Origin of the sequence: Providencia burhodogranariea DSM 19968 (assembly GCF_000314855.2) — a bacterium.
Lineage (GTDB): Bacteria > Pseudomonadota > Gammaproteobacteria > Enterobacterales > Enterobacteriaceae > Providencia > Providencia burhodogranariea.
Genome location: NZ_KB233222.1, coordinates 843,331 through 869,340, shown reverse-complemented (window position 1 = coordinate 869,340; position 26,010 = coordinate 843,331). Strand labels below are relative to the sequence as shown.

Here is a 26,010-nt window from a genome sequence, read left to right as displayed (position 1 = left end):
GTTAATTTATGAAACAGTATGGATTTTATTTTGACTCCACAAAATGTACTGGCTGTAAAACATGTCAAGTCAGTTGTAAGGATGAAAAAGATCTCGATTTAGGCCCTAAATTCCGTCGGGTGTACGAATTTGGTGGTGGTAGTTGGCAAAAACAAGATGGTATTTGGCAGCAAAATGTCTATAGCTACTATTTATCTATTTCTTGTAATCACTGCTCAAACCCAACTTGTGTTGAAGGCTGCCCAACAGGCGCTATGCATAAACGTGCAGAAGATGGATTAGTGGTTGTGGACCAGTCCGTATGTGTTGGTTGCCGTTATTGTGAATTACGTTGCCCGTATGGCGCACCACAATATGATGAAAAGAAAAAACTGATGAGTAAATGCGACGGCTGCTATGAACGCGTTGCTAAAGGTATGAAGCCTGTTTGTGTTGAGTCATGTCCACAACGTGCTCTAGACTTTGATGACATCAATGTACTGCGTGAACTTCATGGCACTGAGTGTGGTATCGCACCAATGCCAGACCCAAGCATAACTAACCCTAATATTGTCATTAAGCCGCATAAAGATGCTAAGCCTTCAGGCGATAAAAGTGGCGAATTAAAAAATCCGGCGGAGGTGTAAAATGCATGAACTACCATTAGTCTTTTTCACCGTGTTCGGGCAGTCTGCTGTGGGACTATTTTTACTCGCTTATTTAAGTAAAAAAATGGGTTCAATTGATGAAAAACAACTGAAAAATGCCAATATACTTGCTTTTATCGTTGCCATCATTGGCTTAGGTATCGGCGGCTTACACGTAGGGCAACCTCTGCGATTTTTCAATATGCTCTTAGGCGTTGGCCGTTCACCAATGAGTAATGAAGCGTTCTTAAGTGGTGTTTTTGTCGGTTGTGCTGCGGCAACACTATTTTTTACGCTATTTTATAAGCAATCAGTACTGCGTGAGTTAGCCAATATTGCTACCGTCATTTCTGGTGTCGCCTTTGTATGGTCAATTCCACAAGTTTATAATATCTCATCAATTGCAAACTGGAATACTGGCTACACGACATTACAAATGTGGATGACGATGCTTGTTGGTGGAGGGGCACTCGCGATTGCAATTGGTGCTCGCGGCCTTGGTCTTGCGTCATTCTTACTTGGTGCGCTAGTTATTTTTGCTAGCCGAGCAGGTTATCAGGCATTTCTCACTGAAACAGGCCCGATGATAAGTACAGAACAAACTGGTTTTTGGGGATTCCAAGTGGTTGTTCTCGTGATTGCTTTAGCGGGTTTTATTGGGATGGCATTAAAGCAACGTGCACCGAAAGCAACTCTGGCAACCTGTGTTGCAGCAGTGCTCCTAGCGGAACTTGCTGGTCGTATTGCATTCTACAATCTTTGGCAGATAACCATGTAATCTTGCGTCGATAACGATGCCATGATGATCTTGTGGAGCCTGCATTTGCAGGCTCTTCATCTTTAATGATTCACCCATTTTGTATGTACCCAAAACCAAAACGATTGTTACCTTAACAAAAAAGAGATAAATAATGGTTATTGATACTACATTAGCGCGCATTTTAGGCGCATGTTTTTACTATTCCCCGCAATCAGAAACTATTTCTCAGCTCATCCCTGTTTTAGCGGAGATCCCATCACTTTATGATTGGGATAATGCAGATGAGCTAGTGCCGCTTTGCCTGTCATTATCACAACAGCCAACAGATACCCTTAACTACGATTTTTCAGTTCTTTTTGAAGGACAAGGCATAATGCCTGCACCACCGTGGGGCTCAGTTTATTTAGAGCATGATAATACTGTCATGGGAGCATCAACCGCAGACTATCGTCAGTTTTTAATGGCTCATGGGCTTACCACCGATACAGGGATACGTGAACCTGAGGATCAATTTGGTTTGATGATGATGGCAATCTCGGCACTTTGTGAACAAGAACAAACCGAAGCCGCGATAAGTTTACTCGAACAACATTTACTACCGTGGGCTTATCGGTATCTCACTTTAGTGCAAGAAACCCCAACAGAGCATGCGTTTTACTCACAGTTAGCATTGATTAGTGAGCAATATTTGCGCGCCATAGAACAGCATTATAATTTATCACCAACACAAGCGGAGCTATTCCGTTAATGTGATAGAAATTTGTGAATGAATTTGCAGCAAACTCTATTCGCTGCAAATTCAAGCCGTTTGTTATAATATATCCGACTTAAAAGGAAGAATTTGGTTGTTGTAAAAAGGTTATCTCATCTTGGGTTGATTGGCGCCTCAAGATCTCATTACGATGAGGATAGCGACCAAAACGATCAATAATCGCCTTATGTTGCATTTCGTAGTTTAAGGTACTATCGTCACCCAACCCCCGAAATAACTCAACCGCTTGCTGATGAATAAAACTAGATTCCGAATGCATGAATGGCATCAATATAAATTTACGTTGAGACAATGTAAGTAAATTATAGTCGGTTTGTTTTATCGCCTCCTGTGCTAACACCAATGCCATATTATCTTGGGCAAACGCCTTTGGTGTATCGCGCCAGATATTACGCGAAAACTGATCCAATATAATGATTTCAGCCAACCTACCACGAATAGAAACCCGCCAATACGCAAGTTCACCTTTCGCTGCCCGTTCCATTATTCCAGCAAAGCGCTGAGTGACTATTGAATCAAATTTTGCACTTTTCTCGAACCATTGCTTTGGTGCTGATTCCTCAAACCAAAATGTCAAAACATTTTCCATGGCATTCATAAGCGCTCGATACCTAAGTTTGTTAGTGATAAGTTATTTTTTATCGTAAATAAAATTGGTTATCATTGTCATGCGCTACCTCTTAAAATCACAATTACTAGTTAAATATTTTGTGTTTTTGCGAAGTGGTTCCAAAATATTCGAGTTATTGTTAGTTATAGCTAGATCATTAAAAGAACCTCACTTTAAGAGCCTGTGCATTGGAAAAATTGATGGCTATTAATTTAGTATTTAGTGTCAACTTACAATGAATTTTCATACCATTACATACATTTGATCATTCCAATGATAAAATTTACTTTAAACCTATTAATGCATATTTGTATTTTACTTTAGGTTCATTAGCAATCGTTATATCAATGATTTATCAATAGTAAATTTAGCCAGCGTATTGTGGCTTGGCGTTAACTTATTCTTGTTGGGAGGACGATTCGAATGGCTGGACATATGGTACTCATTGGATGGGCATTATGGGTTAGTCCTTGTGGCTCGGATGCGTGCGACGCACTTCCTGTTACTGACACCATTTTTACACAAGAGCAATGTGTCAGCCGAAAATCCTACCTTGAATCTAAACGCCCGAATCTCTATTTTATGTGTGGTGAAGTTTATCGAGATAGTGACGAAATCGAAAAAAATGCTAAACATAGCGTGCCAGCTCCAAATCCTCCATTGCGATCATTACCTGAGAGAGGTTCTCGTTAAGCTGTGATTAATCCTAGGTTGAAACGTTATTGATTACATCGTAATGGCGATAATAGAAGAGTATTTGGTGATTAAATGCGTTGCGTGACATGTCACGTTTTTAGTAAAAAATTTTATCATTCGTTATAAACGATAGGGTTACTTTTTATTTATTTCAATAAGTTAAATCTATCTCATTGAGTACACTCAACATACATATTCACTCAATAATTATTACATCATTTAAATTGCAATAATGTAATAAGAAATCAGGTTAGCCACTCAGCTTACTAACCTGATGATCTAGAGCTGATTATTTAGCGCTGATTCTTTGGTGATTCATCGTTTTTAATCGAACGATATTACCCCCTGAACCTGCGTTTAATTCGAGGAATGGTTAATTAATAAATTTCAGCAATTTTACAGTCAGCGTCAATATAATCACCTTTACTCGCCATATGTTTTAATTTCCCAGAACGATGTGCGATAACTTGAACTTCCATCTTCATCGCTTCCATTATCCCAATAACCTCACCTTGTGATACCGCATTATCTTCTGCGACTAACCAATTAAATAACACACCGGAAATAGGAGCATTGACGATCTGTTCTTGCTGCTCATCAACTTGCATTGAATTAGATGAGCGATTTTCCGCAGATTGTAACGATAAACCTGCTAGTAACTGTGTCGGTAGGCCAAGCTGACAGCGTTTCCCATCAATTTCAATAAAAGTTCGTGTAATGTCTGAATCATGTTGAGGAATTTTGCGTTTTGCAGGTGCAATCTGTACATCAAACTCCGTTTCAATCCAACGTGTATGCACTTTGAATTGTTCGCAAAAATCAGCGCTTTCCATTACTGCGCGGTGAAAAGGTAATACGGAAGCAACGCCTTCAATGGAAAATTCAGCCAACGCACGACGAGCGCGCTGAATAGCCTGTTCGCGGGTATTTCCCACCACAATCAGTTTTGCCATTAGCGAATCAAACGTGCTAGGAATAGTTGAACCTGCAACAACCCCCGTATCTAAGCGGACTCCGGGACCTGAAGGCGCATTAAAAAGATGGATCGTACCCGGTGTTGGTAAAAAGCCATTACCTGCATCTTCAGCATTAATACGAAATTCAAACGCATGCCCACGAGGCTTTGGTGTTTCGCTAATACTTAGCGGCAATCCTTGTGCAATACGCAATTGCTCAACAACCAAATCTATACCAGCCGTTTCTTCCGTCACTGGATGTTCTACTTGTAGGCGTGTATTCACTTCGAGAAAAGATAATGTACCGTCTTGGCTAAGCAAAAATTCCACAGTACCCGCACCGACATAATTTGCTTTGGCACAAATATCGACAGATGCCTGAATAATTTGTTGTTGCAATGATTCAGATAAAAACGGTGCCGGTGATTCTTCGACCAATTTCTGATTACGTCGCTGTAACGAGCAATCACGAGTTCCCACCACCACCACATTACCGAACTGATCCGCAATGACTTGAGCTTCTATATGGCGTGGATTATGTAAAAATTTCTCTAAAAAGCACTCACCTCGACCAAAAGCAACCACCGCTTCACGAACCGCAGAATGATACAGCTCTTCTACTTCTTCTATTTGCCATGCAACCTTTAAGCCTCGACCACCACCACCAAATGCTGCTTTGATAGCAATCGGTAAACCATTAGTATGTGCGAATTTAATCACTTCTTTAGCTTCTTTGACGGGTTCTTTAGTGCCCACGACTAAAGGAGCACCTACTTGCATCGCAATTTGACGTGCTTTGACTTTATCACCTAATACTTCAATTGTTTCAGGATTCGGTCCAATCCAAATTAAGCCCGCATCTTGAACGGCACGAGCAAATTCGGCACGCTCAGATAAAAAACCGTATCCCGGATGTACCATGGTTACGCCCGATTTTTTTGCTACTGCAATCAGCTTTTCCATATTCAGATAACTTTCAGCTGGTGTATTACCGGACAAACCGTAGGCTTCATCTGCCATTTGCACATGCAGAGCACTAATGTCAGCATCTGCGTAGACCGCAACAGAGTTAAAACCAATATCTCGACAAGCTCGAATAATACGTACCGCAATTTCGCCGCGGTTTGCGATCAACACTTTATGGGTTGTATTATTATTAATTGTTAGCATAAGCGTCACGACTCCCTTCAAATTCTTTAAATTCACCAATAGGATTAAATTGGATTTTTGCATTAACGGGGATTTGCCCCGCTAAATCTAAATGGTATTCACACACTGCACCAATGACGGGATAACCACCTGTTAGAGGATGGTCGTTTAAAAATAATACTGGCTGACCATTAGCAGGGATTTGGATCGCACCAACACAAGTTCCCTCACTCGGTAATTCCTGATGCTTTTCTCTTTCTAACGGTGTTTCTCCCTGTAATCGCAAACCAATTCGATTAGAAGCGGCTGTGACTTGCCATAACTGTGATGTCAACGATTGCAAAGCCTTCACCGTAAACCAATCAGTTCGAGGTCCAAGCACGACATCTAGGATGACAACTTCACCGGCACTTGGATAATCCATCATGACGGGTTCGTTAAGTGAAATCGCTGTTTGGTATTTAAGTGATTTCATTGCGAATGTTTGACCAGTGGTTATGGGGAGCGGTCCAACTTGTGCCAAAGTATCAAATGAACAGCTGCCTAATACTTGAGCCATCTCTATTCCACCTCGAATGGCTAAATAGCTACGCACACCTTGAGTTGCTCTGCCGAAGCGAATAATATCGCCCTTCGCGAGCTGTATAGGCTGATATTGCTGAACTAAATATTTCACGCCTTCAATAGTGGTAATTTCGATTTCGCAGGTAGCCCCTGTCGCGGCCACCAGCATTGAACAATTGGCTTGTGCTTTAAAACCACCTTGTGTGATCTCTAAGGCAACCTCATTAATCGCATTACCTACAAGGCGGTTTGCACTACGCAAGGCACCTTTATCCATTGCTCCAGACTCAGAAATTCCCAATGCGGCTTGCCCTATGCGCCCAGAATCTTGTAATAATGTCTGTAAACCTGTTGCTAGCACAGTAATATCTTCACGGTGTCCAACTACTTCCAGAGATGCTTTAGTTCGAGGCAAACTGTGTGTAACTGGGGCTTTGCTTGCATCGACAAAGCTCACACGATAACCCGGTTTTAGCAAAGCTGGCTCTTCACGGTAGATATCCCAAACTGCCGTATCAGTCACACCAATAAGCTGCCAACCACCTGGGCTAGCTTGCGGATAAATACTACTAAACTCCCCAGCTAATGCCACTGAGCCAGCAGGGATACGAATACGCGGTGATTGCCTACGCGGAACATTAAGCTCAGCATTCTTAGAGACCATATAAGCAAAACCGGGGGCAAAGCCACAAAAAGCGACTTGATATTCATTACTCGTATGCCTTCTAATCACTTCATCTACTGAAATACCAAGATATTCCGCAACTTCCACTAAATCTTCACCGTTATAATGTACAGGGATCGTGACGAGTTGACCGGATTTAACATCAGTAATTGATATATCAAGCGCAGCTATTTGCCTAACCAAGGAATTCACATCAGTGATGGCTGGATTAAAGCGTACTAGCACCGTTCTTGCGGCAGGCGTTATTTCTTCAATAGCAAACTTTCGTGACTTATCGCGCAGCAAATCAGTTAAAGCCATTGTCTCTTCAAGACTTTGTAGCTCGACCATAAAAGCACTTAAATTGACGGGTAAAAATCGCATTAGTCCCTCCTATACATGGTAAGCAGCATCAGGTACATCCGTAATAAACATATGCCCCGGTGCATGACTGAGTGCGAATGGAACACCTGATTTCATTACTGCTGCCTGTGGTGTTACACCGCAAGCCCAGAACACGGGGATTTCACCTTCGTCAATACGCACAGCCGAGCCAAAATCGGGTTGCATGATATCAGTGATGCCCAGCTGTTCGGGTGCACCAATATGCACTGGCGTACCATGAACTGAAGGAAAACGCCCAGTAATACTGACTGCATCCGCAACACGATTGGCAGGAACCGGTCTCATCGAAACCACTAATTCACCTTGTAAGCGCCCTGCGGGACGACAGAGCTGATTAGTTTTATACATCGGTACATTCGTGTTATCGCTGATATGGCGTACGTCAATACCCGCTTCCATCATTGAGGTTTCAAAGGTAAAGCTGCAACCAATCAAAAATGTGACTAAGTCAGGATGCTCACGGTAAATCGCTGTTGCATCAGTGATTTCCTCCACCATCTTGCCTTCGCGCCATACCCGATAACGCGGAATATCTGTTCGCAAATCAGCATCTTCCGCTAAAATAGTTTTCCAACTACCCGCTTCACACACATCTAATACGGGACAACTTTTTGGATTACGCTGTGCATAAAGTAAAAAATCAAATGCCCAATCACGCGGTAATGCAATCATATTGGCCTGTGTCATTCCAGGGGCTAAACCCGCTGTTGGTTTATCAAATCCCTGACGAATTTCTTCCCTTGCTGCTTTTGCAGCTGCAATCGCTTTTTTTGAAGCTTTAAATAATGCTGTCATCATTTATCTCCTGCGAATGCACTAATTTCAACACCATTTTGCTGTAGTAATTCACGGACTTGTTGAGCCATTGCTAGTGCTCCGGGGCTATCGCCATGAACACAAATTGAGCCAGCGTCAATCGGGGTAAATTTTCCTTCTATCGATATCACGCCACCTTCATTAACTAATTGCAGCATCCGTTGCGCAACTTCAACTGGATCATGCAATACAGAACCAGCTTGTTTACGTGAAACTAAGGTTCCATCCGCGTGGTAAGCTCTATCGGCAAAGGCTTCGGCGACTACTGTTAAACCATTTTCCTGTGCCCATTCAATCAATTGTGACCCCGCCAGTGCAACCAAAATTAATGTTGAATCAATAGCTTTGATTGCTTCAATCACTGCCATCGCTTGACGTTTATCGTGTGCTATTGTGTTATACAATGCACCATGAGGTTTAACATAAGTGACTTGACTACCAATAGCTGCCGCCAAACCGTTCAGTGCGCCAATTTGGTAGATCACATCAGCGGTTAATTCATCAGATGCAACATCCATATTTCGACGACCAAATCCGACTAAATCAGGGTAACCAACATGTGCACCAATCACTACATTGTTAGATTTCGCAGCCTTAAGCGTTTTTAAAATACCTTCAGGTGATCCTGCATGAAAACCACAAGCAACGTTGGCACTACTGACTACGTTGAGCATGGCTGCATCATTACCCATTTGCCATTGCCCAAAACTTTCTCCAAGGTCACTGTTTAAATCGATGATTTTTTTCATTGTTCTCTATGACCTCTATTTCAAATAATTAAAGATAGCTTCGACTGACATCACCGCCATATACCAAGTAAGTACACAGGTAATAAGGCCAGACCACAACAACCAGCGGGGATAGCGATACCCAGGCATCAAATCCGCACGTTTCCATCCGATATAGACAAAGATAGTTAAACCGATAGGGAGTATCAGCCCATTAAATCCACCTGCGAAGACAAGTAATGCAGCTGGAGCAGTTCCCATCAGCAAATAGATGGCTAACGAAATCGCAATGAAAATTATGGTAGCGATATCGCGTTGTCTTGGAGTAATAGATTTCTTAAATGCAGTGAGAAAACTCATTGAAGTATAAGCCGCACCAATTACACTTGTTAAACCTGCTGCCCATAAAATTAAACCAAAAATACGTAATCCGACGTTACCTGCTGCTGCTTGGAAAGCTTGAGATGCTGGGTTCGCAGCTTGACCTGAGATATCAATAGTGACACCGCTCGCAACGACGCCCAAAATCGCTAAAAACAGAATATAACGCATCAAACCAACGGTAATGATCCCTTTAGTTGCCGCGCTGGAAATCACATGAATGTTTTCAACACCAACAGTACCTTTATCTAATAACCGATGAGCGCCTGCATAACAGATATAACCGCCAACCGTTCCTCCAACAATGGTGGTGATCATCGCAAAATCAACGGTATCTGGCAGAACACTTTGGCGTAGTGCCTCACCGACAGGTGGATCAGACACAATAGCCACAAATAGCGTCAATCCAATCATCACTAAACCTAAGCCAATCATCAATCGATCAATAAACGAGCTAGCTTTGCGTGATGAGAAAATATAAATCGCTAATATCGCACTTATCAACCCACCCCATTTGGGATCTAATCCGACCATTGCATTTAATCCTAATCCTGCTCCTGCAATGTTTCCGATATTAAAAATGAATCCGCCAAAAATAATTAAGACTGCCAGAAGATATCCGCTCCCTGGTATCGCTATATTGGCAATATCGGAAGAGTGCATCTTAGTCAATGTGACAACACGCCAAATATTTTGCTGCACAACAAAATCGATTACGATCGAAGCAAGTATCCCGAAGGCAAATGCTGCACCAAGTGTGACTGTAAATGTTGCAGTTTGGGTTATAAAGCCCGGTCCGATTGCTGATGTTGCCATTAAAAAGATTGCACTAATAAGTGAAGCACGTCTTTTTTTAACAAATTCTGCTGTGTTAATGTTTTCTTGAGCTGCCATATGCATAATCCTTTTTAGATTATTTTGTAATTATTGATGTTGTGATGATTACAAAGGCAATTATCGTGCCATTGTTCTACTAATATTTTTTATTGTTAACTCATTAACCTTAGATTGTTGAACAATTAATATGAAATGATGAATTAACAAGCAATAAAAATCGTTTTTCATGATCAAAAAGTCAAAGGCTGATCACTTATTTAACAAATGATGTAATTTATTAACATTAGTTGAGGATGGGCTTTATGTTATTTTCACCATTTTGGTGCACAAATGGATATTTTGATGCTGGCGATGCACCAAAAGGAATCTTGCTGCGGTTTAGCTAATATGTGAAGATAACCATTAATAACGCGAAAAATTCGCTAGCTATTTAATTTAGAAAATTTATTTATGACAAAACAGCCAGTTACACAAACCTTAGCTGTAACGATTGCAGAGACGATCCGCTACAAGATCACGATTGGCGAACTTAGCCCGGGGCAACGCTTATCCGAAGCAGCCTTAAGTGACGAACTTGAAATTTCACGGAACACATTGCGTGAAGTGTTTAGAGTGCTCACTCAAGAAGGGTTACTCACCTATGCACCGAATAAGGGCGTGTTTGTGTCTATACCGGATATGGCAGCCATTATCGATATTTTCCAAGTACGTCGATTACTTGAATGTGATTCGTTGAGAAATGCTTATGCAATGCATCCTGCTGTACAAAAGATGAAGCAGGCAGTTTGTGATGCTCGTGAACAAGAGAAAATTGAAAACTGGGTAGGTGTTGGTACGGCGAATATGAAGTTTCATACGGCAATTGTCGAATTGTCAGATAGTGAACGCCTCATTAAGCTATATCGAAATGTTGCCGCCGAATTACGATTAGCATTTGGGCACCTCAATGACCCTAAAATTCTCTATGCTCCCTATATCGACAAAAACCAATCTATTTTAAGTTTATTGGATGCAGGGCTAAATCAAGAGGCCGCGGAAGAATTAAGCCGCTATTTAGATTTATCTGAACGAACTTTACTTGCAGCTTATAAACGTAGTCAAACAGGTTATTCTGCCTGATATCATCGTTTCATCTAAATAATTCATATGCAGTTAGCTGATAAATTCACCAGTTCAGGTTAAATTGTGTGATTGAACCAAATCAATAGTAAAGTATCTCACCAACTATAATGATATATTCTAAAACGTTCTCACACTGCTCACAATATTAACTCTGATACACAATTCTGTTCGCAATATAAAGAATAGCGTTAGTAAATAAAACTATAAAGCCTTTCATATTTAGTGAAAACATATTCACTCCCTTTATTCACTCCTTACTCTTAGTGAAATATATCGCTAAAAATCCACCTTATAATGAGCTATTACCTTTTTAGGGTAAAATAAATAGCTTTTTATCGAGTAAATTTACCTTACTTTATTTGATTGCTTTTTAAGCAAGAATTAACATTCAGCAAACACAATAGCAACAATTAATTAATATTAACCATTTCGACTATCAACTAAGAAATTAAATATCTAAAACCTTAAAAGCACATTATCGTACCATTTTGTTACAAAAACATACAAAAACTCTACAAATTTACCTTGCACAGATCATTAACTTGCCAAAATGGTTCAATTTCCTCGATCTAATGGTTGTAGTTTTAGCGATTATTCGTTATAAAATTTGTCATAGAAAAAATACAAACATAAAAATTATTAATATAATTGAGATTCCATTATGACTTCAAACAACATTTCAACGAAGAAAACATTTAAATTTGGCCTAGGGTGGCAAATATTGGTAGCGCTTATTTTAGGGGTTATTGTAGGTGCGTTATTGCACGAAAGTGTAGAATATAAAGATTGGTTAATATCAAATATATTATCTCCCGCAGGTAAAATATTTATACAATTAATTAAAATGATTGTTGTGCCGATTGTTATTTCAACATTAATTGTTGGGATTGCTGGCGTCGGAAATACTAAACAGCTCGGCTCATTAGGCTTTAAAACTATTCTCTATTTCGAGATAATTACCACGATTGCGATTGTTGTCGGTATTAGTTTCGCCAATATTTTCCAACCTGGTGTCGGTATCGATATGTCGCAACTGACTCAGGTTGATATTTCACAATATGAAAGAACGACACAAGAAGTTGAAAGTCACCCTTCTGGCATTATCAACACAATCCTAACAATGGTACCCAGCAATATCTTTGCTTCTATGGCAAGCGGTGACATGTTACCTGTGATCTTTTTCGCCGTGTTATTTGGTTTAGGACTATCTTCATTACCAAAAGAGAAAAAACAACCATTGCTAGACGTTATGCAAACTTTCTCTGAAACTATGTTCCGTGTCACTAATATGATCATGATGTATGCACCTGTAGGGGTATTTGCACTGATCTCTGTGACTGTCGCTAACTTTGGCTTTGCATCGCTTGTACCATTGTTAAAATTGGTTATTTTAGTTCACTGCGCCATTCTGTTCTTTGCTGTCGTGGTGTTAGGACTTGTTGCTCGCTACTGCAAAATCAACATTTTTATGTTGATGAGAATATTAAAAGACGAACTGTTACTCGCCTACTCAACAGCAAGTTCTGAAACAGTATTACCTAGAATCATGGATAAAATGGAAAAATACGGTGCGCCTAAATCCGTAACCAGTTTTGTTATCCCTATTGGTTACTCGTTTAACCTTGATGGTTCTACACTCTATCAAAGTATTGCCGCAATATTTATAGCCCAACTATATGGTATTGAACTTTCTATTGGCCAAGAACTAATTCTGGTATTTACCTTGATGATCACCTCGAAAGGTATTGCTGGTGTTCCCGGTGTCTCCTTTGTTGTTCTGCTGGCTACCTTAGGGAGCGTGGGTATTCCTCTTGAAGGGTTAGCCTTCATCGCTGGTGTTGACCGCATACTGGATATGGCACGTACTGCATTAAACGTTGTTGGTAATGCGCTTGCTGCACTTGTAGTGGCTAAATGGGAACATAATTATGATGAGAAAAAAGCTCTCGAATATGAGAAAACTTTTTAATTATTCATAAGCTATTCATCTTATTAAACACCGGGCTCGTCTCGGTGTTTTGCTATGAGGTCATACAAGGCACACAATAGCCGAGAAATATGAGCCGAATCTCTTATCTTCGTTATGCCGCCAAAACAATTGCTGGTATAGCTGATATGGTAATTCGAGGGAAGTCACACGAGGAAATACCCCACATTATATCTATGCGGGGCAACAAATATTATCTATACATTTTGTCTTTCAATGGTTTCTTCACCCCAAAACAACCTATCTGCTTTAGTTTTCGCAAACGCTAATGGAAGCACTTCATCAGAACCTTCTTCCCAAATTTTTTCCGCTAAAATTTCATCATTATTAGCTAATTCAAAAATAGCTTCAGCGATTTCAATAGATGTTTCTCTGGTTTTAGCCCATGCTTCAATGTTTAGAGAATCACTCATTCCTAACTCCTTGAGTTAATTTTGACGTAAAAATAATCTGAACAATTTCACTATACAATAGATAAACCATATGAGCTACAGGGAAAAAACTGATTATTTGGCAGCGATTCTCTCTTGAGAATGTTTATATTTCATCATTAATTGAATACTATTTATTGTGCGCTATCTGTACCGACATACAGCATAGTTAGTATGACTCAAGATATATGGTAGAGGATTGTAAATAAACTGATAACATAAGGCTCATATTCACACAAATTGACACTGCTTGGCAGCATATCTCATTATCATTTGATATTGTGTTATTGGATACGTAAGAACAGCTGTTGAATGATGAAATCATAATACTCCAACCGCTACCATCCAATAAATGATATTGAATGCTTTAGCAGTCACTCGAATAACTGTCACCAATGATGGATTAAGTTACAAGTTATTTTTCAATGCTGAATAATATTTGTCAGATATCTTAACTAACTTATTCCCAGGCTTTACCTCAGAGTCAACAACCTTAAGTATGCCCTTATCAATAAGCCTTTTCGACGCATCTTTATAGAGCCGTATCTTTCTTTTTTTGTACCTTGAATGCAAAAAATAAATCAATAATGCCTTCTCTTGGGAATCAAGATTTTTTATATCTTTTTTTACTGTGAAATTTTCAAATATCATTTTTTTAATAAACGAATACATTAATTCTCCCTTTGGGTCTCAAGTAGCTATATAGTATTAATTTAGCATAATTCAGCAAGCTTATGTGATTGATTATCAATTTATTTTAATTAATTCATTTGATTAACAATAGAAATGATAAATTTTCAAATGAAAAAATAGCCTAACAAAATGAAGTTTCATCTAAGAATATAATCGCGCAAATGTCTTGCCCAAAGGAGGCTGAGAAGGATTTTGAATCTTTGACCACAGGTAATTATATATGAATATTAATAACTGATGTATGTTAGGGTTAAGAGCAATTAACAATGAATGAGATTTCAGAAATTTCTTATTAATGAGTTTCATAAAAATATACTCACCATAATTAGATAGCAAAAATGATAGTATTGAGCTAATAGTTAATGCTAAATTAAAACACAGATTACAATGATTGAGGATTTCCATGAGAATAATCATCCACTTATGTCTTTTTATAGTACTCACAGGATGTACATCTACCAAAATTAAACAGAACGAACAGACCAATGAATGTAAGGAATATAACTTAATGTTAACGGCCCCGATGCCACAACATGCATTGCTTAACCTACAAAAAAAGTGCCTTGATTCAAATAAATAGTCGCGCTTATCAAGTTGCCATGAGTAAAAAATAATTTTAGTCGACTGATTTCCACTCAATCAATTTAATTACCATCATAATTTTTAATTTTGTACATTTGTAATATCCCCTTCGCTAATTTTGATCATTATATTTATCAACCATATAATGATAAACCGAAAAACATCTAAAAATTCAATTCATTGAAAGTGAATGAAAACCCAAATCAAGCTTTCTATTCCATTATCTAAACCCCAAAATCATAAACTACTAAAAAATTACTTAAAAACACTTAAGCTTAATTAAATAAACCAACAGAACCTAGTAACTTACGTTTTACACCACTTTATTACACTCTGTAATATTAGTTTGATAAATTTAAAAACCACAGATAATAGCTGTTTGTTTTTAAAAAACACGCCTACCAAACTCAAATAAGTAGTATTGTTTTATTTATTGCCTAACAGTAATTTCAGTTAATTTATTTATGGAGCCATGCAGATAGATTGTATAGAATATAAATAATTACTAATATTGATGTTTACATTAATGGGATATAAATCAAAAGGATAAGTGATGGGATTTCAAATAACAGTAGTGAACTCATTATTAAGCTTATTAAATAGCCATAATAACAATGACATAATAAAAATAACTTTAATTTCTTCTATTGGTGACATTAAATCTGCTGCCGAGCATCCTGAAGTAATTAAAAAACTATTATCTCTATGTAAAGATGAAAATAAAGATATAGCAATTGCAGCGATAAGATCATTAAGTAAGTTATTAGGCGATATAACTTAAATGTGTATTAAAATAAGTGAAAAAATCTTATTCCATTATCAAAATTAAAATATTACCTTTATCATGATGTCCTGATAGAAGATGTTTTTTATTGAAAATTCTATTTTAATTAGCGGATACAGTTTATAAAATGATAGATACGATACTATCGACTCAAGGTTGGCTTGAAAAAACAATATTTATTTAAACCGCGTTTTAGACAACCTATTAACGGATCACAATCTTTCTGCACTAGTTGATGAGGCAAATTAATTAGCTGATAAAATAATTCTAGCTCGAAAATCAAACCCTCATGATTAATCCTTATCAAGCACATTATAATCTGATTTTTCACCTCTCATAATCCCTCTTCGTTGTTCATGAATCTCTCCCCTGTCTCTTTTATTTTGTCCCTCCGAACGAGTTTTTCTGAGAGTGATCCGCAAGTTTAAACAAAGCCTGATTCTAAGAATACGGATAATAGTAAATAAAATAACTTCATTTGAATGCTTAGATCCATTCGGAAGACGTAAAAGGAGGGAAGGCTATCGGTGTCGCTCTAAACAAAACAGTATGCAAAGTATTGCGAATACAGATAGGAAAGCATCAGCAATATATTTTGTTCACACTGAAGCTTGGCATTGATCGGACGGTAGCCCTACTGGAAAAGTAAGGAAAATGAGCGTTGATGATAATACTGCTTGGAAAACTGGTCTTCTCAAGATTGGAATAACAAACTTTCGCTTTCATGACTTAAGGCATACTTGGGCAAGTTGGTTAGTTCAGGCTGGAGTGCCATTGTCTGCACTACAAAAAATGGACGGATGGGAAAACATAGAAATGGTCAGGCGATATGTTCACTTGGCTCCTTCCCACTTAAAAGAGCACGCACTTAAAATAGACGCCCTCTTTGCTGATGATGTCCCAAATATGTCCCATCAACTACTAGAGGCTGTTAAATGACATGAATTACAAGCAAGAAAAAACCCGCTATCTGGTTGAGAGATAACGGGTTCTTATTTGGTGCCGGCTACCGGAGTCGAACTGGTGACCTACTGATTACAAGTCAGTTGCTCTACCAACTGAGCTAAGCCGGCTAATATGGCGGAAGGATAGAGATTCGAACTCTAGGATGGTTACCCATCGGCGGTTTTCAAGACCGCTGCCTTCGACCGCTCGGCCATCCTTCCATGGGGCGCGATTATGGAGGAATCATGACTACTTGTCTACCCTTGAAAGCAAAAAAAATGATTTTTTTATGCTGTTTGGCTAATCTTCACTCAATTACTCTCTATTTCATAAGAAAAGTGTTAATATCTGTGCAAAATCGGTGTCTTCTCGTTTTATAGACGTATGATTTTTAATCAATTAATCTATTTTTTACCGACAGGACAGTCCACCACAATATGTACAGACAATCGCTATTAAAAACGACGCTGCTTTTACGCTTATTTTATGTCCTAATCCTACTACTTGTGGTGATGTTTTCGCTTTCGCTATATAACTCTTATCATGCATGGAAACTTAGCCGTGAAGCTGCTCTTAGTACAATGGCAAAACAATTCGCATATCAAATAGAGGATTACCGCTATCAAGCGAATTTAATGTATAAAATGACCAATCAGAAGCCAAACAAAGTTTCCTCTACTGTAACCTCCCCTCTGACCAAAATCCGTAACGATGTTTATTGGCTTAGTAGCTCGAATCAAACTATTGATGCCATTTTATTTGGTAGCGATAAACCTCAAAATACCATTCTGGCAAGTAAGCTTGCAGACTATATGGAAATAGTTTGGGGTGCTCGCAATGAATTTAATTCGATGTATTATCTCAATGGTTCTGATAACACACTTATCTTAGTCACCACTCACTCTATTATGAGACCTGATCTACGTTATAAAGAAAGTTATCTAATACTCACCGCTGAAGAAAAACGGGCTGACATGTTAACGCAGTCAACACTGTTAGATAGACGCGAATGGATATCAAATCTGCAAAAGTTGACGCCAAACAATATCTATTATTATACCTACCGGCTTATGTTTAATTCTCCTGGTCAATTAACCAGCGTGATCTCTTTTGATATTTCTATCAATTCAGCTATGCCATTTAATTTGAAAGGCGATAATATTTCGATATCTCCCCGCAATAGTGCCAATAGTAAAGAAGCAAATTTTGAAATGCGTGGTGCCAATTTAGTTTTTAGTCAGACGATCGAGGGCAGTAATTATCAAGTCTATTATCGTGTCTCTTTAAAAGATCTTGTTATTGGGATCATTGGATATAACCTAGCACTACTAGTCTGCATGCTTGTGGTGATACTACTATTGTTTTTTACCAGTATATTTATTCGTAAACGTATCATTTCACCTAACACAGCGATGCAGCATGAGCTGAAATTTAAAGAAACACTTAACCATGACATTATTAACAATATTAGTTATGGCGTCTTGGTTTACGACTTCACAAACAACAAAAAACTATTGGGTAATGCTCCAGCAAACGCATTATTACCTTCTATGGATCTCAGTCATATCAAAGAAATGGCGACAAAAAATCATGACATGATTCAAGTCTCAATTGAAAATAACGTCTATGAGATAATCCTTATCAATATCGATATGTTAGAGGATACTTACCTATTTATTGTTATTGATAAAGATAAAGAAGCATTGACTCAACGGCGCCAAGAACTCGTTAATCGTGAATATAATAAAAATATTCAACTCAGAAAAGTTGTGTTTGAAAATATGCAAAGTGAAATTCAACCATCATTACTAGAGATGAGCAAAGCGATTGACAAGCTATCTAACGCGCCGGAAGAAGAAAAGCAAACCTATATCGACCAAATAATAATACAAACTGGACATATTAATCGTTGGTTTAATAATATTAATCTATTAAATACGCTGGAATCGCCAACAGCTCGACTCAACGCCGATAGAATTTCGGTGAGTTTACTATTAAATCAATTTTTAAAACAAAACCTTTATCGACTCAGGAACAAAGGACTTTCACTTTACTTTCATAATAATATCAATGTAGATTCCTTATTCTCTTTAGATTCAACTCACCTTAAACATTTATTACAACTTATATTTGAATACTCTATTGATACTACTTCATTCGGTAAAATATCAGTTCACCTTAACTATCAGGCTGATATAAAAGCCATCATTATTGATATCAAAGATAGCGGAATAGGTCTAACCAGCCAAGAGCTGAATAACCTACAACATCCATTCTCAGGTCAAGTCTTAAATGCTTCACAGTTTACTCGCTCAGGTATCGCTTTTTATTTATGCCGAGTAATTAGTAAAAAAATGAACGGAACTTTTACTATCAATAGCAGCCCCACAATAGGCTCTCATTATCAAATAACACTACCAGCAAAATCTACAAACATTACGGGTAGTTATCCTAAATTACTTGAAGACATCTATATTCGCTTAGCAATTCATAATATTGATGCATCCAAAATTGTTAGAAATATATTATCTAATTACGGCGCTGAATTTCTGAATTTGCATGAAAGCTCACCACATTCTGATTGGGACTTATTGATTACTGATAATAATGATAATCAATTTAAAAATATCATAAAAATTTCTGGGACAGTGGCTGGAATTAACTCGATCACATCGCGGCACCTTGAGGTTAACTATAACTTTGCAGATGAGCTGATTAATGCTATATCTTTACTTATTGAAAATTCTGAAGCTGAAGATACAAATTTAGGCTCCATAGACTCAGTTTCATCCGATAATCAAGATTTTGCCTCAATAAGTGATGAGTCGATGGTAAGAATGCTTCATACTTATCAAAATATTCTATCAAATAGTGATTATAAAGATTTGTTCATAACAACAGTACCGATAGATATTAATAAACTGTATAATAGCGAAAGTGTTGAGGATTTGACCGAATTGAAAAACACAGCACATCGTTTAAAAGGAGTTTTTGCTATGCTAGATTTTGGTTTCCTTCATAAGCTTTGTGAAGACTTGGAACTTTACATAGCAGAAGAAAACAGCATAAAAATAAGTAATTGCATTAGAGAGCTGGATATCTCAGTAAGAAAACTAATGCCAGAAGGTAACCAATAATATGAATAACCTAAATGTCATTGTTGCCGATGATCATCCTATTGTTCTTTTCGGTATTAGAAAGTCACTCGAACAGATTGAATGGGTCAATATCGTTGGCGAATTTGAAGACTCCACATCCTTAATTAATAATTTAGCACGCCTGAATGCCGATGTTTTAGTTACTGATTTATCTATGCCTGGTGATAAATACGGTGATGGCATTACATTGATTAAATATATCAAACGTCATTATCCTGACCTTTCTGTCATTGTCCTAACAATGAATAATAACCCCGCAATTTTAAGTGCCATTCTTGAGTTAGATATTGAAGGAATTGTACTGAAGCAAGGGGCTCCAGCTGACTTACCAAAAGCGTTAGCTGCATTACAAAAAGGCAAAAAATTCACACCTGAAAGTGTCAGTAAACTACTTGAAAAAGTGAATGCTAGTGGCTATGGCGACAAACGTTTATCACCAAAAGAAAGCGAAGTATTACGCCTTTTTGCAGAAGGTTTTTTAGTTACTGAAATCGCGAGAAAACTGAACCGTAGTATTAAAACTATCAGTAGTCAGAAAAAATCGGCAATGTTAAAACTCGGAGTCGACAATGATATCGCGTTACTTAACTACTTATCTTCTGTCAGCATAGATAACTCATCGCCTGATTAATCGATGGATGGTATTTATGTTATGAAGAGAAACCCTGTAAAACGGGTTTTTCTTTTTATTTTCAGTAAACAATCTTAGCTGAAATTTTTCAATAATGCTTCTTTTAACGTACTAATCTTTGTCGGTTTAGATAAACAGTCATTCATCCCCGCATTGATACAACGTTGTTTTTCCTCTGCCATCGCATTTGCAGTCAATGCAATAATAGGTAAAGTATAACCCGCTTTACGTAATGCACTTGCCAATTCATAACCATCCATATTTGGCATATTCACATCCGTTAAAACAATATCAATGACATGATTTTCCATATATTTCAAAGCATCAAGGCCATCAACCGCACTACTAGTACTAAAACCGATACTTGAAATTTGGTCGCTAAGCAACATTCTATTGATCGGATGGTCATCCACAATCAACACCTGATAAGAACTTAATGAACAATCTATTTCTTGAGAACTAACTTTATTATTATTTTCTTTTTGTGGTTGCAACTGCCCTACCATTGTTCTTGAAATGATTTTATCAATGACGATAGGCAACTTTTCATTTTGATAAGTATTGTATAGCCATTTATTTAATGAAATTTCTCGTAAATCGCCAACATATAAACTACTAAGCCGAATTTCATTTTGTGCATTCACATCATTAATCATGGAACTATCAGTAATAAACAAATCATAACTTATCGTTTTATCTATGTTTTTTTCAGAAAAGACCAAAAAGCCGTTATGCTTGAGTAATCTAACTAAAAAGTTGTCTAAGAAATTGTTTTGACAAGCAATCGCAATTCGATAATGAGATCGATATTCAGGAATAACGTGCTCTATATATTTTTGACCATAAAGAGGAATACGGATAATAAAAGAACTCCCTAACCCTGTTTGAGAGTTAACTTCGATATCACCGTCCATCAAATTAATTAATTTTTCGCAGATTGCTAAGCCTAAACCAGTACCTTTATGACCCACATTGTTTTGGTCATAAACTTGGAAGAATGGATCAAATAACTGTATAACAACTGCTTGTGACATTCCTATGCCAGAATCTTTAATTTCAATCTTTAAATAATTTTCATCACGCCAAACATAAAAGAAAACAAAACCTGAATCTGTAAATTTAATACTATTATTGACAATATTGGAGATAACTTGCTGCAATCTAACAGCATCATTAAACAGTAAATCTGGAATATTAGGTTCAATATATGAATAAAGTGCGATCTGTTTTTTAGCAATTAAAGGAAGATAGTTAGCCAACACAAACGCAAAAACATCGCGACAATTGAATAGTTTATTTTCAATTGTAAGCTGCTTAGATTCAATTTTTGAAAAATCCAATATATCACTGATGATCTGCAATAACAGTGACGAAGAATTATCCATTGTAGAGACTAAACGGTTAGCTTTATCAGACAATTCAATTCGCTGTAATAACTCGATATTACCTATAATTCCATATAATGGGGTACGTAATTCATGGCTTACTGTTGCTAAGAACATCGATTTCGCATGGTTAGCTTGCTCAGCCGCATCAGCAACATCTTGTAAGGATTTTTCCATTTGTACGCGGATACTAATATCAATTAACACGCAAATCGCTACGTCTTCATTTTGATAACGCGAATTTACGAAGCTTATTTGTAAATGTGTATTACTGCTTGTCACGACATCAATATAATTGCTCGATTTTTGTCGAATAATTGTGAGGATACGTTGTTTATCATCTTCACTTAATAAACGAAAATAATCATGTGCAAGTTCATTACTTAGAATATTTCCGCCATCACTTAGCCTTAAGATAATGATACCGACGGGTGCAGAAGCAACAATTTTATGGTTAAATTGCTCATGTTCTTCAAGACGAATAGCGGTATTTGCCGCTGGCACCAGCATTTTCCTTTCTAACAACCAAATCAAGAAGAAAATTAAGCAGCCCGTAAAAATATTAATGGCAACACTGTAAAATATTGAAACCTTGAGTCCTGAAAGTATTTCACTCGTTGGTATAGCATAAATTAACGTCATTAATGACGGAGTTAACCGTTTTTTAAAAATAAGCTTTGAATAATCCGAATTAAAACCAAAAAAACTAGACTCAGAGATAGACAATAAGCTTGAATTTTTTTGATTTGAATCTGACGGATAAAATAGAACAGGCTGATTATAAGAATTAACGACAACAACCTCGATTGCCTTATTATAGCGTTGATTGAATTGGGTTAAATTCACCGTTCGCTCTAAACCAATAAATCCCTCTAACTGCTCTTCCTTATAAATTGGTTGGATAAGATAAAGCTGTCCTGAATCTGTTTGAGCGCCATGAACAATAGTATACAAGCTTCGTTCTTGTCCTTGTAATTTTAAACTTTGATAAGACCTAACGTTTTCATCTCCTATTTTTTTGAGCATTTCAATATCGGATACCGTCGTACGAATAGGAAAATCGACCATACAATGGCTTCTTGCTCCTATCAAATACACATGATTTAACCCTTGAGGTGCGGCGATACTATCCTTCCAAAAGTAAACCAATTGTTCAAATGCAGCGAAATAACTCTCAGCCTGTTTTTTAAAATATTCACAATCCGCTTCTGGTGATAATGAATAATAGGAGTATTGTGCGCTAATAGGCAAAGAGACATAATTCGGTTTATTTTCAAGCTGTGCTCGATGCTGTTCAGTCATTAATTGGATAGAGCGTAATGTTGTATCTGTTTGGAGAATGAACGATTGCATATGCTCGAAGCTAGAATAGAACTGCTGTCGAATATCCGACTTTGTTTCATTGAATTGGGTGTACAGGAAAAATAAAGTAATAAAAACACCCATTCCCCATAACATTAATCCGAGTATACGGAATAAATCACGGGATAATCGTAGTGATGTTCTAAATGACGGTAAATATCTCAAGCTCTATCCTACACAGGCTACGTAACTATCATCGAGTATACCCGATACTACATATAAAAAACGATAACGCTAAGAACTCTTGATAGCTAGATAGCAAAACGGGCGGTAACCCGCCCGTCACATTAATAGCCTGAGTGTTTACTCAGGCATGTTGGTATCAGTATCAACATTTGATGCATCAATCACACCATCTTCATCAGAGTTTTCATCATCCTCTGTTTCGGCTACACGTTGTAAACCAACCACTTTTTCATCTTCAGCTGTTCTAATCAGAGTGACGCCCTGAGTATTACGGCCGACGACGCTGACTTCAGAAACACGAGTACGAACCAATGTACCTGCATCTGTAATCATCATAATTTGGTCAGTTTCATCTACTTGAATTGCACCAACCACATTACCATTACGTTCGCTGACTTTTATGGAGATAACCCCTTGAGTCGCGCGCGATTTTGTTGGGTACTCTTGCTCCGCAGTACGCTTACCATAACCATTTTCGGTAACAGTTAAGATATGACCTTCACCACGTGGAATAATGAGTGAAACTACTTTATCTTCATCCACTAAACGAATACCACGAACTCCAGTTGCAGTACGTCCCATTGCACGAACCGCATCTTCAGCAAAACGAACAACCTTACCTTGCGCGGAGAACAACATAACTTCGTTCGAACCATTGGTTAAATCAACACCAATCAGTTCATCACCTTCATTAAGGTTAACAGCAATAATACCAGCACTTCTTGGACGGCTGAAATCTTGTAGAGGCGTTTTCTTCACAGTACCGCTCGCGGTTGCCATAAAGACAAAATAGCCTTCTTCATAATCTCGTACTGGTAAAATAGCTGTAATACGCTCGTTTGGCTCAAGTGGCAACAGGTTGACAATTGGACGTCCGCGTGCACCACGGCTGGCTTCTGGTAACTGGTAAACTTTCATCCAATACAAGCGGCCACGGCTAGAGAAGCACAAAATAGTGTCATGCGTATTTGCCACGAGCAAGCGTTCAATAAAGTCTTCTTCTTTAATTCGTGCCGCCGACTTACCTTTACCACCACGGCGTTGAGCTTCGTAATCAGTCAATGGCTGATACTTCACATAACCTTGGTGAGATAGAGTAACAACCACATCTTCTTGGCTAATCAAATCTTCGATATTGATATCAGCTGTATTCTCAGTGATTTCGGTACGACGAGCATCGTTATAAATATCGCGGATCGCTTCAAGCTCTTCACGAATGACTTCCATTAAGCGCTCAGGACTGCGCAGAATATACAATAACTCTTCGATTTGTTTCAGAAGGTCACGGTACTCTTCCAGCAGTTTTTCGTGCTCAAGACCCGTCAATTTTTGTAGGCGTAAATCCAGAATAGCCTGAGCTTGTTGCTCGGTCAGGAAATATTTTCCATCATGAACACCAAATTGATCTTCGAGCCACTCTGGGCGTGCAGCGTTATCACCTGCGCGCTCAAGCATTGCAGCGACATTGCCAAGATTCCAAGATTGTGCGATCAAACCCGCTTTTGCTTCCGCAGGCGTTGATGCTTTACGAATAAGTTCGATAATTGGATCGATATTGGCTAATGCAACAGCTAATGCTTCTAAGATATGAGCACGGTCACGAGCTTTACGTAGTTCGAAAATCGTACGACGAGTTACCACTTCACGGCGGTGGCGTACAAATGCAGCAATAATGTCTTTTAAGTTTAGTATTTTTGGTTGGCCTTGATGCAGGGCCACCATATTAATACCAAAAGAAACTTGAAGTTGCGTCAGGGAATAAAGATTGTTTAGAACGACTTCCCCAACTGCATCACGTTTGATTTCAATAACAATACGCATGCCATCTTTATCTGATTCATCTCGTAATGCACTGATCCCTTCAACACGTTTCTCTTTGACAAGCTCAGCAATTTTCTCAATCAAACGTGCTTTGTTAACTTGATAAGGAATTTCGTGAACGATAATCGTTTCACGGCCCTTTTCGTCAACTTCAACTTCAGCACGTGCACGAATATACACTTTACCGCGGCCTGTGCGATATGCATCGATAATGCCACGACGGCCATTAATAATGGCAGCAGTCGGGAAATCAGGCCCTGGGATGTGCTCCATCAAACCTTCGATGCTAATATCTTCATCTTCTATATAAGCTAGGCAACCGCTAATCACTTCCCCTAAGTTGTGAGGAGGAATGTTAGTTGCCATCCCGACAGCAATACCTGAAGAACCGTTAACCAAAAGGTTCGGAACTCTTGTCGGCATAACTTCTGGAATTTGCTCTGTACCATCATAGTTTGGGACGAAATTTACGGTCTCTTTTTCAAGATCCGCTAGCAACTCATGGGCAATTTTCGCCATACGGATTTCCGTATAACGCATTGCAGCTGCGGAATCTCCGTCAACTGAACCAAAGTTCCCCTGACCATCTACCAGCATATAACGCATAGAGAAAGGCTGAGCAAGACGAACTATTGTCTCATAAACAGCGCTATCACCATGTGGATGGTATTTACCAATAACGTCCCCGACTATACGGGCAGATTTTTTATAGGGTTTATTCCAATCATTTCCCAATACATTCATCGCAAATAGAACTCTGCGGTGCACTGGCTTCAGTCCATCTCGAACATCTGGAAGTGCGCGTCCAACAATAACGGACATCGCATAATCCAAATACGAACTTTTAAGTTCTTCTTCAATATTGACTGGTGTGATTTCTCTGGCAATGTCGCTCATGGAACCACTATCCCTCATAACTTCGGATTCAAAGGCTTAGAACTATACCACAATTCACCAAT

At 38.2% G+C, this 26,010-nt stretch carries 19 protein-coding genes, 2 tRNA genes and 1 pseudogene; 10 read left to right on the top strand and 12 right to left on the bottom strand.

The window, feature by feature from the left end; genetic code table 11:
• Nucleotides 1–8 precede the first annotated feature (8 nt).
• From OOA_RS03620 to OOA_RS03610, 3 genes are all read left to right on the top strand, one after another.
• Nucleotides 9–626 (top strand): DMSO/selenate family reductase complex B subunit, encoded by a 618-nt coding sequence (locus OOA_RS03620; RefSeq protein WP_008910766.1) that lies wholly within the window; start codon nt 9–11, stop codon nt 624–626.
• Nucleotide 627: 1 nt separating this feature from the next.
• On the top strand, nt 628–1,404 hold the full coding sequence (locus OOA_RS03615) for a dimethyl sulfoxide reductase anchor subunit family protein (RefSeq protein WP_008910765.1): 777 nt from the start codon (nt 628–630) through the stop codon (nt 1,402–1,404).
• A gap of 133 nt (nt 1,405–1,537) precedes the next feature.
• Nucleotides 1,538–2,134 (top strand): TorD/DmsD family molecular chaperone, encoded by a 597-nt coding sequence (locus OOA_RS03610; protein ID WP_008910764.1) that lies wholly within the window; start codon nt 1,538–1,540, stop codon nt 2,132–2,134.
• Nucleotides 2,135–2,213: 79 nt separating this feature from the next.
• Here OOA_RS03610 and OOA_RS03605 read toward each other — a convergent pair whose 3' ends face one another.
• On the bottom strand, nt 2,214–2,756 hold the full coding sequence (locus tag OOA_RS03605) for a DUF924 family protein (RefSeq protein WP_008910763.1): 543 nt from the start codon (nt 2,754–2,756) through the stop codon (nt 2,214–2,216).
• A gap of 435 nt (nt 2,757–3,191) precedes the next feature.
• On the opposite strand from OOA_RS03605, the gene OOA_RS03600 reads away from it, so the two are divergent.
• Nucleotides 3,192–3,461, top strand: a complete 270-nt coding sequence (locus OOA_RS03600) for a hypothetical protein (RefSeq protein ID WP_008910762.1) — start codon at nt 3,192–3,194, stop codon at nt 3,459–3,461.
• Nucleotides 3,462–3,841: 380 nt separating this feature from the next.
• Here the strand turns inward: OOA_RS03600 and OOA_RS03595 are convergent, their stop codons facing one another.
• Genes OOA_RS03595 through OOA_RS03575 form a run of 5 tightly spaced genes read right to left on the bottom strand, consistent with a single transcriptional unit; the run spans nt 3,842 to nt 10,021 of the window.
• Nucleotides 3,842–5,590, bottom strand: coding sequence for an ATP-binding protein (locus OOA_RS03595; RefSeq protein ID WP_008910761.1), 1,749 nt, complete (start codon nt 5,588–5,590; stop codon nt 3,842–3,844).
• Nucleotides 5,577–7,181 carry a 5-oxoprolinase subunit B/C family protein gene (locus tag OOA_RS03590; protein WP_008910760.1) on the bottom strand — a complete coding sequence of 535 codons (1,605 nt, stop codon included), beginning with the start codon at nt 7,179–7,181 and terminating at the stop codon, nt 5,577–5,579. The genes OOA_RS03595 and OOA_RS03590 overlap by 14 nt, the downstream gene beginning before the upstream one ends.
• A gap of 9 nt (nt 7,182–7,190) precedes the next feature.
• The gene (locus OOA_RS03585) at nt 7,191–7,997 is read right to left on the bottom strand and encodes a putative hydro-lyase (RefSeq protein ID WP_008910759.1); all 807 of its coding nucleotides are present in this window, start codon (nt 7,995–7,997) and stop codon (nt 7,191–7,193) included.
• The gene (locus OOA_RS03580) at nt 7,997–8,767 is read right to left on the bottom strand and encodes a LamB/YcsF family protein (RefSeq protein WP_008910758.1); all 771 of its coding nucleotides are present in this window, start codon (nt 8,765–8,767) and stop codon (nt 7,997–7,999) included. The genes OOA_RS03585 and OOA_RS03580 overlap by 1 nt, the downstream gene beginning before the upstream one ends.
• Before the next feature lie 15 nt (nt 8,768–8,782).
• Entirely contained in the window at nt 8,783–10,021 is a 1,239-nt protein-coding gene (locus OOA_RS03575) for an NRAMP family divalent metal transporter (RefSeq protein WP_008910757.1), read from the bottom strand.
• Between the two features lie 393 nt (nt 10,022–10,414).
• Between OOA_RS03575 and OOA_RS03570 the strand changes: the two genes are divergently transcribed.
• Nucleotides 10,415–11,083, top strand: a complete 669-nt coding sequence (locus tag OOA_RS03570) for a GntR family transcriptional regulator (protein ID WP_008910756.1) — start codon at nt 10,415–10,417, stop codon at nt 11,081–11,083.
• Between the two features lie 664 nt (nt 11,084–11,747).
• Nucleotides 11,748–13,055, top strand: a complete 1,308-nt coding sequence (gene gltP / locus OOA_RS03565; protein WP_008910755.1) for a glutamate/aspartate:proton symporter GltP — start codon at nt 11,748–11,750, stop codon at nt 13,053–13,055.
• 215 nt (nt 13,056–13,270) lie between these two features.
• On the opposite strand, the gene OOA_RS03560 is transcribed toward gltP, so the two are convergent.
• Nucleotides 13,271–13,486, bottom strand: coding sequence for a YccJ family protein (locus OOA_RS03560; RefSeq protein WP_008910754.1), 216 nt, complete (start codon nt 13,484–13,486; stop codon nt 13,271–13,273).
• 426 nt (nt 13,487–13,912) lie between these two features.
• Entirely contained in the window at nt 13,913–14,176 is a 264-nt protein-coding gene (locus OOA_RS21210; protein ID WP_008910753.1) for a hypothetical protein, read from the bottom strand.
• 1,156 nt (nt 14,177–15,332) lie between these two features.
• Here OOA_RS21210 and OOA_RS03550 point away from each other — a divergent pair.
• Together OOA_RS03550 and OOA_RS03545 are read left to right on the top strand one after the other, a co-directional pair.
• Nucleotides 15,333–15,560 carry a HEAT repeat domain-containing protein gene (locus OOA_RS03550; protein WP_008910752.1) on the top strand — a complete coding sequence of 76 codons (228 nt, stop codon included), beginning with the start codon at nt 15,333–15,335 and terminating at the stop codon, nt 15,558–15,560.
• Between the two features lie 493 nt (nt 15,561–16,053).
• Nucleotides 16,054–16,502: pseudogene (locus OOA_RS03545) on the top strand (site-specific integrase); the annotation flags it as partial.
• Between the two features lie 58 nt (nt 16,503–16,560).
• Here the strand turns inward: OOA_RS03545 and OOA_RS03540 are convergent.
• Together OOA_RS03540 and OOA_RS03535 are read right to left on the bottom strand one after the other, a co-directional pair.
• A tRNA-Thr gene (locus OOA_RS03540) sits at nt 16,561–16,636 on the bottom strand.
• Between the two features lie 5 nt (nt 16,637–16,641).
• A tRNA-Ser gene (locus OOA_RS03535) sits at nt 16,642–16,729 on the bottom strand.
• Between the two features lie 216 nt (nt 16,730–16,945).
• Here OOA_RS03535 and rcsD point away from each other — a divergent pair.
• Together rcsD and rcsB are read left to right on the top strand one after the other, a co-directional pair.
• Nucleotides 16,946–19,645, top strand: a complete 2,700-nt coding sequence (gene rcsD / locus OOA_RS03530) for a phosphotransferase RcsD (RefSeq protein ID WP_008910750.1) — start codon at nt 16,946–16,948, stop codon at nt 19,643–19,645.
• 1 nt (nt 19,646) lies between these two features.
• The gene (rcsB, locus tag OOA_RS03525) at nt 19,647–20,297 is read left to right on the top strand and encodes a response regulator transcription factor RcsB (protein ID WP_008910749.1); all 651 of its coding nucleotides are present in this window, start codon (nt 19,647–19,649) and stop codon (nt 20,295–20,297) included.
• A 74-nt stretch (nt 20,298–20,371) separates the two neighbouring features.
• Here the strand turns inward: rcsB and rcsC are convergent, their stop codons facing one another.
• A complete protein-coding gene (gene rcsC, locus OOA_RS03520) occupies nt 20,372–23,152 on the bottom strand; it encodes a two-component system sensor histidine kinase RcsC (protein ID WP_236611193.1) in 2,781 nt (926 codons plus the stop codon).
• A 195-nt stretch (nt 23,153–23,347) separates the two neighbouring features.
• Nucleotides 23,348–25,948 (bottom strand): DNA topoisomerase (ATP-hydrolyzing) subunit A, encoded by a 2,601-nt coding sequence (gene gyrA, locus OOA_RS03515; protein WP_008910747.1) that lies wholly within the window; start codon nt 25,946–25,948, stop codon nt 23,348–23,350.
• Nucleotides 25,949–26,010: the final 62 nt, after the last annotated feature.

Coding starts and splice junctions, on each gene's coding strand:
- OOA_RS03550 (WP_008910752.1), top strand. CDS start 15,333: ATGGGATTTCAAATAACAGTAGTGAACTCATTATTAAGCTTATTAAAT.
- gyrA (WP_008910747.1), bottom strand. CDS start 25,948: ATGAGCGACATTGCCAGAGAAATCACACCAGTCAATATTGAAGAAGAA.
- OOA_RS03560 (WP_008910754.1), bottom strand. CDS start 13,486: ATGAGTGATTCTCTAAACATTGAAGCATGGGCTAAAACCAGAGAAACA.
- gltP (WP_008910755.1), top strand. CDS start 11,748: ATGACTTCAAACAACATTTCAACGAAGAAAACATTTAAATTTGGCCTA.
- OOA_RS03600 (WP_008910762.1), top strand. CDS start 3,192: ATGGCTGGACATATGGTACTCATTGGATGGGCATTATGGGTTAGTCCT.
- rcsB (WP_008910749.1), top strand. CDS start 19,647: ATGAATAACCTAAATGTCATTGTTGCCGATGATCATCCTATTGTTCTT.
- rcsD (WP_008910750.1), top strand. CDS start 16,946: ATGTACAGACAATCGCTATTAAAAACGACGCTGCTTTTACGCTTATTT.
- OOA_RS03620 (WP_008910766.1), top strand. CDS start 9: ATGAAACAGTATGGATTTTATTTTGACTCCACAAAATGTACTGGCTGT.
- OOA_RS03595 (WP_008910761.1), bottom strand. CDS start 5,590: ATGCTAACAATTAATAATAATACAACCCATAAAGTGTTGATCGCAAAC.
- OOA_RS03605 (WP_008910763.1), bottom strand. CDS start 2,756: ATGAATGCCATGGAAAATGTTTTGACATTTTGGTTTGAGGAATCAGCA.
- OOA_RS03575 (WP_008910757.1), bottom strand. CDS start 10,021: ATGGCAGCTCAAGAAAACATTAACACAGCAGAATTTGTTAAAAAAAGA.
- OOA_RS21210 (WP_008910753.1), bottom strand. CDS start 14,176: ATGTATTCGTTTATTAAAAAAATGATATTTGAAAATTTCACAGTAAAA.
- OOA_RS03615 (WP_008910765.1), top strand. CDS start 628: ATGCATGAACTACCATTAGTCTTTTTCACCGTGTTCGGGCAGTCTGCT.
- OOA_RS03590 (WP_008910760.1), bottom strand. CDS start 7,181: ATGCGATTTTTACCCGTCAATTTAAGTGCTTTTATGGTCGAGCTACAA.
- OOA_RS03585 (WP_008910759.1), bottom strand. CDS start 7,997: ATGACAGCATTATTTAAAGCTTCAAAAAAAGCGATTGCAGCTGCAAAA.
- OOA_RS03580 (WP_008910758.1), bottom strand. CDS start 8,767: ATGAAAAAAATCATCGATTTAAACAGTGACCTTGGAGAAAGTTTTGGG.
- OOA_RS03610 (WP_008910764.1), top strand. CDS start 1,538: ATGGTTATTGATACTACATTAGCGCGCATTTTAGGCGCATGTTTTTAC.
- OOA_RS03570 (WP_008910756.1), top strand. CDS start 10,415: ATGACAAAACAGCCAGTTACACAAACCTTAGCTGTAACGATTGCAGAG.